9 protein-coding genes are annotated in these 11,134 nt (G+C 73.9%); 7 read left to right on the top strand and 2 right to left on the bottom strand.

The features are described from left to right. Positions 1-19 precede the first annotated feature (19 nt). Positions 20-1,243, bottom strand: coding sequence for a sulfatase family protein (locus PLP61_RS10645; RefSeq protein ID WP_324502689.1), 1,224 nt, complete (start codon positions 1,241-1,243; stop codon positions 20-22). A gap of 74 nt (positions 1,244-1,317) precedes the next feature. Between PLP61_RS10645 and PLP61_RS10640 the strand changes: the two genes are divergently transcribed. The 3 genes from PLP61_RS10640 to pheT all read left to right on the top strand — a co-directional run bounded on the left by PLP61_RS10640 (position 1,318) and on the right by pheT (position 6,195). Beyond that, the gene (locus tag PLP61_RS10640) at positions 1,318-2,379 is read left to right on the top strand and encodes a sensor histidine kinase (protein ID WP_324502688.1); all 1,062 of its coding nucleotides are present in this window, start codon (positions 1,318-1,320) and stop codon (positions 2,377-2,379) included. 214 nt (positions 2,380-2,593) lie between these two features. Continuing rightward, on the top strand, positions 2,594-3,697 hold the full coding sequence (gene pheS, locus PLP61_RS10635) for a phenylalanine--tRNA ligase subunit alpha (RefSeq protein WP_324502687.1): 1,104 nt from the start codon (positions 2,594-2,596) through the stop codon (positions 3,695-3,697). Next, positions 3,697-6,195 carry a phenylalanine--tRNA ligase subunit beta gene (gene pheT, locus PLP61_RS10630; RefSeq protein WP_324502686.1) on the top strand — a complete coding sequence of 833 codons (2,499 nt, stop codon included), beginning with the start codon at positions 3,697-3,699 and terminating at the stop codon, positions 6,193-6,195. The genes pheS and pheT overlap by 1 nt, the downstream gene beginning before the upstream one ends. A 13-nt stretch (positions 6,196-6,208) precedes the next feature. Here the strand turns inward: pheT and PLP61_RS10625 are convergent, their stop codons facing one another. After that, complete coding sequence (locus PLP61_RS10625; RefSeq protein WP_324502685.1) at positions 6,209-7,000, bottom strand: maleylpyruvate isomerase family mycothiol-dependent enzyme; 792 nt, start codon at positions 6,998-7,000, stop codon at positions 6,209-6,211. Positions 7,001-7,094: 94 nt separating this feature from the next. Between PLP61_RS10625 and argC the strand changes: the two genes are divergently transcribed. The 4 genes from argC to PLP61_RS10605 form a co-directional block, all read left to right on the top strand. After that, positions 7,095-8,132 (top strand): N-acetyl-gamma-glutamyl-phosphate reductase, encoded by a 1,038-nt coding sequence (gene argC / locus PLP61_RS10620; RefSeq protein ID WP_324502684.1) that lies wholly within the window; start codon positions 7,095-7,097, stop codon positions 8,130-8,132. Next, the gene (gene argJ / locus PLP61_RS10615; RefSeq protein ID WP_324502683.1) at positions 8,129-9,280 is read left to right on the top strand and encodes a bifunctional glutamate N-acetyltransferase/amino-acid acetyltransferase ArgJ; all 1,152 of its coding nucleotides are present in this window, start codon (positions 8,129-8,131) and stop codon (positions 9,278-9,280) included. The genes argC and argJ overlap by 4 nt, the downstream gene beginning before the upstream one ends. After that, positions 9,277-10,209, top strand: coding sequence for an acetylglutamate kinase (gene argB, locus PLP61_RS10610; protein ID WP_324502682.1), 933 nt, complete (start codon positions 9,277-9,279; stop codon positions 10,207-10,209). Before argJ ends, argB begins: the two co-directional genes overlap by 4 nt. A gap of 29 nt (positions 10,210-10,238) precedes the next feature. Further along, the coding region (locus tag PLP61_RS10605; protein ID WP_324502690.1) for an acetylornithine transaminase at positions 10,239-11,134 on the top strand (896 nt) is incomplete at its 3' end.

Here is an 11,134-nt window from a genome sequence, read left to right as displayed (position 1 = left end):
GGGCGGGGGGGTTCCCCCGCTACGTCCAGCGCCGGTCGGAGGCCGGGACGGCGCTGTTGTTCCCGTCCTGGACGAACAGCGTGAGGGCCGCCGTCCCCCCCTGGTCGACCCCGCCGAGGAAGGAGGCTCCGTCCATCACGCGGCCGGCGGTGGCCCCCGCCGCCGCCACGAACGTCGGCGCCACGTCGACCAGGCTGACCGGCCGCTTCTGGGTGGTGCCCGGGACGGTCCCCGGCCCGGCCACCGCCATCGGCACCCGGAGCGACTCCTCGAAGGCCAGGCTCTTCCCGAACTGACGGTGCTCGCCCAGCAGGAACCCGTTGTCGCTGGTGAGCACGACGAGGGTGTGGTCGAGCACGTTGGTCTCGGCCAGCGCGGCGAACGTCGCGGCCACCGCTTCGTCGACGGAGGCCAGCGTCTCGATCCGCCGGGTGAACAGCCTCTGCATCTTGGCCCTGCGGACCCGGTCGTGGTTCACCCCCGAGGGGGTGTCGCCGAGGATCGCCTTGTTGAACGACGGCGCCGAGAGTGACGGCGCCGGTACGTCCTGGTAGAGGCCGGCGTGACGAGGCGCCGGGCGGGCGGGGAGGTGCGGCGCGACGTACGCCGCCCAGAGGAAGAAGGGCTGGGGCTCGGCGGCGTACTCGTGGACCAGGCGCACCGACGCGTCGCGGACGTAGTCGGTGATGTACCCGTCCGGCACCGTCAGTGGCTCTCCGTCGTTGGCCTGGGTGAAGTGGGTGTAGCTGTAGACATCCTCGATCGTGGGGTCCCAGAAGTCCCATCCCGGCTGGCGGCCGTCGACCTCCCAGGAGTACCCGTTGAGGTACTTGCCGACGAAGGCGGTGTGGTACCCGGCCGCCTGCAGCCAGGTGCCGACGTGGTTGGCAGGGTCGGTGAGCGCAGCGAAGCCGCCGAAGGGCCCCTGGTTGGTGAGCACGCCGTTGTTCTGGGCGTACTGCCCGGTCAGGAGCTGCGCCCGCGCCGGGCAGCACAGCGGGTGCGGGGCGATCCCCTGGGTGAACGTGGTGCCGTAGCGCTCGAAGAGCGCCCGACTGAGGGGCATCCACGCCAGGTCGTCGGCCCGCATGTCGTCGGTGAGGATGAGCACGATGTTGGGGCGCGGGGCGGCGGGCGCCACCCCGGAGGCCACCGGGGCGCCGCTGAGGAGCGTGGCGGGCCCGGCGAACAGGGCCAGGGCCACGGCGAGCAGCCAGGCGGGCACGGCGCGACGACGCGGCATGGTCCCCCCTCGTGACGGCACGCTTGACCACGGTGCGGCGCACGGTACCAGCCGTCCGGCACTACAGTGCACCTGTGGCGGAACCCCAGCCGAGCGGCCTGCAGTTCTTCGCCGACGCGTTCCCCGACGGCATCGTCGGGGCCGACCTCTCCGGCACCGTCACCGTGCTCAACGAGACCGCCTCCCGCATGCTGCAGGTCCCGGTGCCGGACGCCGTGGGGGCGCCCCTGACCGACGTCCTGCGGCTGCAGGACAGCCACGGCCGCACGTGGGTGGAGATGAACCGGCCGCTGGACTCGATCAACATCCGCACCGCCGTCCCCGAGCAGAGCTGGCTGCTGCCCAGCGGCGACGAGGTGCTGGTGACCGCGCGGATCGTGCGCCGCGGGCGGCTCGGACCCGTGGCCGGCGTCGGGATCGGGCTGCGCAGCGGGCGGGGCCGGGCCCGGCTGGACCGCGACCGCTCCGACCTGGTCGCCACCGTCGCCCACGAGCTGCGCTCCCCGCTCACCGGTGTCAAGGGGTTCGTCCAGGCGCTGGTGAACCGGTGGGACAAGCTCAACGACGAGCAGAAGAAGCTGATGCTCACCACCGTCAACGCCGACGCCGACCGACTCAGCCGGCTCATCGCGGAGCTCCTCGACGTGGCCCGCATCGACACCGGTCGGCTCTCGCTCTACCCGCGTCCGGTGGACGCGGTCGTGCTCGTCCAGCGCGTGGTCGACTCGGTCCAGGCCGGGACCGCCCGGACGATCGACTTCACCCCGCCCGCCGAGCTCCCCGAGCCGAACGCCGACCCCGACAAGTTCACCCAGGTGGTCACCAACCTGGTCGAGAACGCGGTCCGCCACGGCGAGGGCACGGTCACGGTGACCCTGGCCCCGCTGGGTCCCGGCCACGACGTCGAGGGCATCTGCCTCACCGTGGACGACGAGGGCGAGGGGATCGCTACCGAGATCCGCCGCCGCGTGTTCACGAAGTTCTGGACCGGCGGCGTCCGCGGGGGCTCGGGCCTGGGCATGTACATCGTCAACGGGCTGACCCGCGCCCACGGCGGCACCGTGACCATCGACGACGCCCCCGGCGGCGGTGCCCGGGTGCGCATCGAGTGGCCGAGCGCGGACCCCGAGGACTGACCTCCCCCGGGCCGGACCGCCTGTCGCCGGCGGCCTCTCCGGATCGGCTACCCTGTGCCGGTGGCACCGACGCGGCGATTTCTGCGCCCCGGACCGGCAGACGGTCCGGGGGCCTGCCTGCCTCGCTGACACGTCGACGGCCGGCCGACTCCTGGCCTCGCCGGCTCCGGGGAGTGTCCGGCCGATCCACCCGACCACCCCACGAGAGGCACCGATGTCCGGCCCCAACACCGACTACGACCCCGTCGAGGTCACCCCGCTGCGCGCAGAGGAGGTCGAGGCCGTGCGGGACGCGGCGCTGGCCGCGATCGCCGCCGCCGCGGACCTGGCCGAGCTGAAGGAGGCGCGCCTCGCCCACGCCGGCGACCGGTCCCCGCTGGGCCTGGCCAACCGCGAGATCGGCGCCCTGCCGCCCCAGGCCCGCAAGGAGGCCGGCCAGCGGGTCGGCCGGGCCCGCGGCGAGGTCTCCCAGGCCCTCGCGGCACGGCAGGCGGTGCTGGAGGCCGAGCACGAGGCGCGGATGCTGCTCGAGGAGACCGTCGACGTGACCCTCCCCGTCGAGCGCCGTCCCCGCGGCTCCCGGCACCCGGTCACCACCGGCTCGGAGCTGGTCGCCGACGTCTTCGTGGCGATGGGCTGGGAGGTCGCCGAGGGGCCGGTCGTCGAGGCGGAGTGGCTCAACTTCGACGCGCTCAACCTGGGGCCCGACCACCCGGCCCGCACCATGCAGGACACCTTCTGGACCGAGCCGGCCGACCACCACGTCGTGCTGCGCACCCACACCTCCCCCGTGCAGGCCCGCACCATGCTCACCCGGACCCCGCCGATCTACGTGGTCTGCCCGGGCCGGGTGTTCCGCACCGACGAGTACGACGCCACGCACTCCCCGATGTTCCACCAGGTCGAGGGGCTGGTGGTCGACGAGGGCATCACCATGGCGCACCTGAAGGGGTCGCTGGACCACTTCGCCACCGCGATGTTCGGGGAGGGGATCGACACCCGCTTCCGGCCGTCGTACTTCCCCTTCACCGAGCCCTCCGCGGAGGTCGACCTGCGCTGCTTCGCCTGCCGCGGCGCCGCCGACGCGGTCGGGACCTGCCGCACCTGCAAGGGCGAGGGGTGGATCGAGTGGGGCGGCTGCGGCGTGGTCAACCCGCGGGTGCTCACCGCGTGCGGCGTCGACGCCGAGCGCTACACCGGCTTCGCGTTCGGCATGGGCATCGACCGCACGTTGATGTTCCGGCACGGGATCGGCGACCTGCGCGACCTGTTCGAGGGCGACGTGCGGTTCTCCGCGGCGTTCGGGAGTGAGATCTGATGCGTGCCCCGCTCTCCTGGATCCGCGACTACGTCGACCTGCCGGCCGACCTGACCCCCGACGCCCTGGCCCACAAGCTGACCGCGCTCGGCCTGAAGATGGAGGCGCTGGAGCGGCACGGCCACGACATGCGCGGCCCCCTGGTGATCGGCCGGGTGCTGTCGTTCGAGGACGAGCCGCAGTCCAACGGCAAGACGATCCGGTGGTGCTCGGTCGACGTCGGGGCCGCCAACGGCACGGGTGAGCCGCAGTGGGTGGTCTGCGGTGCCCACAACTTCGCCGTCGGCGACCTGGTCGTGGTGATCCTGCCCGGTGGGGCGCTGCCCGGCGGCCTCGAGATCTCCGCCCGCAGGACCTACGGCCACGTGTCGGCCGGCATGATCTGCTCGGCCCGCGAGCTGGGCCTCGGCGACGACCACACCGGCATCATCGTGCTGCCGCCCGACGCCGGAGCCCCGGGGGACGACGCCTTCGAGGTGCTGTACCTGCGCGACGAGGTCATCGAGTTCGAGATCAACCCCGACCGGGCCTACGCGCTCTCCCTGCGCGGGGTGGCGCGCGAGGCGGCGCTGGAGTACGCCGTCCACGGCGACGGTGCGGCGTACCGCGACCCCGCCCTGCGCGAGGTCCCCGCCCCCAACGACCGCGGCTACCCCGTGGTGGTCGAGGACCCCGAGGGCTGCCCGGTGTTCGTCACCCGGACGGTCACCGGGTTCGACCCCGCCGCATCGACCCCGGCCTGGATGGCGCGCCGCGTGCAGCTGGCCGGGATGCGGCCGATCTCGCTGGCCGTGGACGTCACCAACTACGTGATGCTCGAGCTGGGCCAGCCGATCCACGGCTACGACGGGGACCGGCTGCACGGGCCGATCCGGGTGCGCCGGGCGGTGCAGGGGGAGCGGCTCACCACGCTCGACGACGTCGAGCGAGCGCTCTCACCCGAGGACCTGCTCATCACCGACGACTCCGGGCCGATCGGCCTGGCCGGCGTGATGGGTGGCCAGACCACCGAGCTGTCGGAGACCACTACCCACGTGGTGATCGAGGCCGCGCACTTCGACCCGGTGTCGATCTTCCGGACCCAGCGTCGCCACAAGCTGCCCTCGGAGGCGTCGAAGCGGTTCGAGCGCGGCGTCGACCCGGAGCTGCCCGAGGCCGCGGCCGACCGCGTGGCCGAGCTGCTGACGACGTACGGCGGCGGCACGGTCACCGACGGCGTGACCAAGGTGGGCGGTGCTCCGCGGCCGCGCACGATCACCATCGACGCGGGGCTCCCGGCCCGGATCAGCGGCATGGACATCCCTGCCTCGACCAGCGTCGCGCACCTGCGGGCCGTGGGCTGCGACGTCGTCGTGGACGGGGACGAGCTGACCGTGACGGTGCCGTCGTGGCGCAACGACCTGCGCGACCCCTTCGACCTGGTCGAGGAGGTCGCCCGGGTCGTCGGCTACGACCAGGTGCCGTCGGTGCTGCCGCCCGCGCCTCCCGGGCGCGGGCTCACCCGGGAGCAGCGGCTGCGCCGCCGGGTCGGCCGCACCCTCGCCGGGGAGGGCCTGGTGGAGGTGATCAGCTTCCCGTTCGTGGGCCCGGCCGACCTGGACGCGCTGGGGCTGGACCCGGCCGACGAGCGGCGCAGCGTGCTGCGGCTGGCCAACCCGCTCTCGGTGGAGGAGCCCGCGATGACCACGACCCTGCTGCCGGGGCTGCTCAAGGCGGTGGCCCGCAACGTCGGCCGCGGCGCCCAGGACGTCGCGCTGTTCGAGACCGCGACCGTCACGCTGCCGCACGCCACCTCCCCGGCCCCCATCCCGCCGGTGGACCGCCGGCCCACCGACGCGGAGCTCGCCGCGCTCGACAAGGCGCTGCCCGCCCAGCCGCTGCACCTCGGTGCGGTGCTCACCGGTGAGCGCGAGCGCTCCGGCTGGTGGGGATCCGGGCGCACCGCCGGGTGGCAGGACGCCATCGCAGTGGTGCGGGCGGTCGCCGACGCGCTCGGGGTGGAGGTGCAGCTCCGGGCGGTGGCCCGCGCCCCCTGGCACCCCGGGCGGTGCGCCGAGCTCGTCGCCGGCGACGTCGTGCTCGGTCACGCCGGGGAGCTGCACCCCGCGGTGTGCGCCGCGTACGGCGTACCGCCGCGCTCCGCGGCCGCGGAGGTCGACCTGGACCGGATGCTGGCCCTCGCGGTCGACGTGGTGCCCGGGCCGGTCCTCTCCTCCTACCCGGTCGCCCGCGAGGACGTGGCGGTGGTGGTCCCGGAGACGGTCACCGCGGCGGAGGTCGAGGGGGCGCTGCGGGAGGGCGCGGGGGGGCTGCTGGAGTCGATCCGGCTCTTCGACGTCTACTCCGGGGACCAGGTCGGCCCCGGCCGGCGCTCGCTCGCGTTCCGACTGCGGTTCCGGGCCCCGGACCGCACCCTCACCGTGGAGGAGACCAGCGCGGCGCGGGACGCCGCGGTGGCTGCGGCGGCCGCCCGCTGCGGCGCCGTCCAGCGCACCTGAGGAGCCGGGCTCCTCAGTCGATCGCGTGGTGGATCGCGGTGCGGAAGTGGTCGACGATGGCCAGGTCGCCGGCCACCTTGATGGAGTCGCCGTCCCCGCGCCGCCACAGCCGGGCGTCGACCACCGCCGCTGGGCCGGAGATCACCGCGTCCGGCTCGGTCCCGGGGTCGGCGACGACCCGGATGTCGTCCTCCTCGTGCTCGACCCCGTCCGGGTCGGTGCCGTGGAAGCGGCCCAGCTGGACCCAGACCGTGTCGCCGGTGTCGGTGAGGTCGACGCGCACGTAGTGCTCCAGCGGCGAGAACTCCCCCCACGTCGGGCACCCGCCGTAGATCACGTCGAGCACCTCGCGGACCCCGTCGGCCGCCAGCCGCGGGTCCAGCTCGGTGACGGCGCCCGCGGTCTGCTCGGCGTCGAGTCGGTGGATCAGCGCCTCGTGCGCCTGCCGGCGGAAGGTGAACCCGACGGTCTGCTCCTCCGACCACGACCACGCCTTCTCCTCCGGTGACGCCTGCTCGAGCGCGGCGACCAGCCGAGCGGAGGCCTCCTCGAAGGCGGAGAGCAGCTCCTGGTAGCTGCCGGGCCGCTCCAGCTCGGTCGCCGACTCCGGTCCGGCCGGCCTGGCGCTGATGATCGATGCCCAGAAGTGCTGCACGCCGGTGAGGTGCCACAGCAGGTCCGCGGCGTCCCACGCAGGACACCCGGGGACCCGGGCGTCGGGCGCACATGTGGAAAGCACCTCGCGGAATCGAGCGGACTCGGACCGGAGGTGCCTGAGGTAGTCAGGGGCTTCGAGAGATGCCATGGACTGAACGTAGCGCCGTCGTCCCCCGGTCTCCACCCCCGGGGTGCCCTACCGTCCCCCCGGGCCACGAGGCCATGCACAAACATGTATAGTCATGCACATGACGTCGTTTCGGGTCGCTGTCGCAGGAGCCAGCGGGTACGCCGGCGGGGAGGCGCTCCGCCTGCTGCTCGGCCACCCTGCGGCGACCGTCGGGGCGCTCACCGGGGGCAGCAACGCCGGTGAGCGGCTGGGCACCCTCCAGCCGCACCTCCTGCCGCTGGCCGACCGGGTCCTCGAGCCCACCGCCGCGGAGGTCCTCGCCGGGCACGACGTGGTTCTGCTGGCGCTCCCGCACGGCCAGTCCGGACCGTTGGCCGAGCAGCTGGGGGAGGACACCGTGGTGATCGACTGCGGTGCGGACTTCCGGCTCGCCGACCCGGCCGAGTGGGAGCGGTTCTACGGCAGCCCGCACGCAGGCACGTGGCCCTACGGACTCCCCGAGCTGCCCGGGCAGCGCGAGCGGCTGCGCGGTGCGCGGCGCGTGGCGGTCCCTGGCTGCTACCCGACCGTGTCGACCCTCGCCCTCGCCCCGGCGCTGGCAGCCGGTCTGGCCGAGCCCGACGTCGTGGTGGTGGCCGCGAGCGGCACGTCCGGCGCGGGCAAGGCGGCCAAGCCGCACCTGCTCGGCAGCGAGGTGATGGGCAGCTCCTCGGCGTACGGCGTCGGCGGCGTCCACCGGCACACCCCCGAGATCGTGCAGAACCTGAGTGGCGTCGCCGGCCGGTCCGTCCGGGTGAGCTTCACCCCCCTGCTCGTCCCGATGCCCCGCGGCATCCTGGCCACCTGCTCGGCCCCGGTAGGTGCGGGAGTCACCACCGAGCAGGCCTACGACGCCTACGTCGCGGCGTACGCCGAGGAGCCGTTCGTGCACGTGCTCCCCCCAGGGACGTGGCCGCAGACGAAGGCGGTGACGGGGTCGAACGCGGTGCACCTGCAGGTGGTGGTCGACGACCGGGCCGGCCGCCTGGTGGTGGTCGGCGCGGTGGACAACCTCGCCAAGGGCACCGCCGGCGCCGCCGTGCAGTGCCTCAACCTCGCCCTCGGGCTCCCCGAGAGCACCGGCCTCAGCACCGTAGGAGTCGCCCCGTGACCGTCACCTCACCGGCCGGGTTCCGGGCCGCGGGAGTCTCCGCCGGCCTCAAGTCCACCGGCGCGAAGGACCTGGCGCTGGTCGTCAACGACGGGCCACGTTTCGACTCCGCCTCGGTGTTCACCACCAACCGCTGCCAGGCCAACCCGGTCCTGTGGAGCAGGGAGGCGGTGAAGGACGGGGTGGTCCGTGCGGTCGTCCTCAACTCCGGCGGCGCCAACTGCTACACCGGGCCCGAGGGCTTCCAGACCACGCACGCCGTCGCCGAGCGGGTCGGCTCCCACCTGGGCATCGGGCCGATCGACGTGGTCGTCTGCTCCACCGGGCTGATCGGGCTGGCCAACGACCGCGACCTGGTGCTGGCGGGCGTGGACGCCGCGTACGCCGCGCTCGACGCCGGTGGCGGCCCCGACGCGGCGCACGCGATCATGACCACCGACACGGTCGCCAAGCAGGTGCTCGTGGAGGGGGCCGGCTGGTCGGTCGGCGGCATGGCCAAGGGAGCCGGGATGCTCGCCCCGCAGCTGGCCACGATGCTGGTCGTCCTCACCACCGACGCCGTGGCGAGCCCTGCCGACCTCGACGCCGCGCTGCGAGCGGCGACCCGGGTCAGCTTCGACCGGCTCGACTCCGACGGGTGCATGTCCACCAACGACACGGTCACCCTGCTGGCCAGCGGGGCCAGCGGCATCACGCCCACCCTGCCCGACCTCACCGCGGCGCTCACCCAGGCGTGCACCGACCTGGCGATGCAGCTGCTCCACGACGCGGAGGGCGCCGACCACGAGATCGCCATCACCGTGCTCCACGCGGCCACCGAGGACGACGCGGTCGAGGTCGGCCGGAGCGTGGCCCGCAGCAACCTGTTCAAGGCCGCGGTGTTCGGCAACGACCCCAACTGGGGGAGGGTGCTGGCCAGCGTCGGGACCACCCGGGCCGCCTTCGACCCGGCGGACCTCGACGTCGCGATGAACGGCGTCTGGGTCTGCCGACGGTCCACCCCCGACGCCGACCCGGCCACCGTCGACCTCACCCCGCGCGAGGTCACCGTGACGATCGACCTGAAGGCGGGCGACGAGCGGGCCACGGTGTGGACCAACGACCTGACCCACGCCTACGTCCACGAGAACAGCGCGTACGCCTCATGAGCACCCAGCCTGATCTCGACCTGGCCGACCCCGACCGGGCCAAGGCTGCCACCCTCGCGGCTGCGCTGCCGTGGCTGAAGACCTACCACGGGAAGATCATCGTGGTGAAGTACGGCGGGAACGCCATGACCGACAGCACGCTCAAGGAGGCGTTCGCCGAGGACGTGGCCTTCTTGAGGTTCGCCGGCTTCAAGCCGGTCGTGGTGCACGGCGGCGGGCCGCAGATCTCCACCATGCTCACCCGGCTCGGCATCGAGTCGGAGTTCCGCGGTGGCCTGCGGGTCACCACGCCCGAGGCGATGGACGTGGTGCGGATGGTGCTCGTCGGCCAGGTGCAGCGCGAGCTCGTCGGCCTGATCAACCAGCACGGCCCGCTGGCCGTCGGTCTCTCCGGCGAGGACGCCGGCCTGTTCACGGCGCAGCCCACCAACACCATCGTCGACGGCGAGGAGGTGGACCTCGGCCTGGTCGGGGAGGTCGCGCGGGTGCGGCCGGAGGCCGTGCTCGACCTGATCGAGGCGGGGCGGATCCCGGTCGTCTCGAGCGTGGCGCCCGACGAGGCCGGCCAGGTGCACAACGTCAACGCCGACACCGCTGCCGCCGCGCTCGCCGTCGCGCTGGGTGCCGAGAAGCTGTTGGTGCTCACCGACGTCGAGGGGCTCTACCGGGACTGGCCGGCCAGCAACGACGTGATCGGGGAGATCAGCCCCGAAGCCCTCGCCGAGCTGATGCCCGCGCTCGCCAGCGGCATGGTGCCCAAGATGGGCGCCTGCCTGCAGGCGGTCCAGCAGGGCGTCCCGCGGGCCACGGTCGTCGACGGCCGGGAGCCGCACGCGGTGCTGCTGGAGATCTTCACCGACGAGGGCGTCGGCACCCAGGTGCTGCCGGGCGTGGCCACCAAGATCCGCAAGGCCAGGGCCGCGTCGTGACGTGGGGGGAGCGGTACGCCGCCGCGCTGATGAACACCTTCGGGCCCCCCCGCCTGGTGCTGACCCGCGGCCGCGGTGCGCACGTGTGGGACGAGTCCGGTCGCGAGTACGTCGACCTCCTGGGCGGCATCGCGGTCAACGCCCTCGGCCACGCCCACCCGGCCCTGGTCGCCGCGGTGACCGACCAGCTGTCCACGCTCGGTCACGTCTCGAACCTCTTCGCGAGCGAGCCCCAGATCGAGCTGGCCGAGACCCTGGTGACCCTGCTGGAGGCCGGCCGGCCGGCCGGTACCCGGGTCTTCTTCACCAACTCCGGGACCGAGGCCAACGAGGCCGCCTTCAAGCTGACCCGGCGCACCGGCCGCACCCACGTCGTCGCCGCCGAGGGGGGCTTCCACGGGCGCACCATGGGGGCGTTGGCGCTCACCGCCAAGGAGGCCTACCGCACGCCGTTCGAGCCGCTGCCCGGCGAGGTCACCTTCGTGCCCTACGGCGACCCCGAGGCGCTGGCGGGAGCCGTCACCGAGCGAACCGCCGCGATCCTGCTCGAGCCGGTGCAGGGAGAGGCCGGGGTGGTGGTCCCCGACCGCGACTACCTGCCGGCCGCCCGCCGGATCGCCGACGAGCACGGCGCGCTGCTGTGGCTCGACGAGGTGCAGACCGGTGCCGGCCGGACCGGCACGTGGTTCGCCCACCAGAACCCCGCCCTCACCGACCCGGTGCGACCCGACGTGGTCACCGTGGCCAAGGGGCTGGCCGGCGGCATCCCCATCGGCGCCTGCCTGGCCAGCGGGACGGCGGCCGGGCTGCTCCAGCCCGGCCACCACGGCACGACCTTCGGCGGCAACCCGGTGGCCTGTGCCGCCGGCCTCGCGGTGCTCCGCACCATCAGGGACGACGGCCTGCTGGGGCGCGCCGCCGAGCT

The sequence above is a fragment of the Nocardioides sp. genome (assembly GCF_035429765.1).
Taxonomy (GTDB): Bacteria; Actinomycetota; Actinomycetes; order Propionibacteriales; family Nocardioidaceae; genus Nocardioides.
This window is presented reverse-complemented; position numbering and strand designations above follow the sequence as displayed.

Excerpts from the sequence above, each read along its gene's own strand:
- pheT (WP_324502686.1), top strand. The coding sequence starts at position 3,697 with ATGCGTGCCCCGCTCTCCTGGATCCGCGACTACGTCGACCTGCCGGCC.
- argC (WP_324502684.1), top strand. The coding sequence starts at position 7,095 with ATGCACATGACGTCGTTTCGGGTCGCTGTCGCAGGAGCCAGCGGGTAC.
- PLP61_RS10645 (WP_324502689.1), bottom strand. The coding sequence starts at position 1,243 with ATGCCGCGTCGTCGCGCCGTGCCCGCCTGGCTGCTCGCCGTGGCCCTG.
- pheS (WP_324502687.1), top strand. The coding sequence starts at position 2,594 with ATGTCCGGCCCCAACACCGACTACGACCCCGTCGAGGTCACCCCGCTG.
- argB (WP_324502682.1), top strand. The coding sequence starts at position 9,277 with ATGAGCACCCAGCCTGATCTCGACCTGGCCGACCCCGACCGGGCCAAG.
- PLP61_RS10625 (WP_324502685.1), bottom strand. The coding sequence starts at position 7,000 with ATGGCATCTCTCGAAGCCCCTGACTACCTCAGGCACCTCCGGTCCGAG.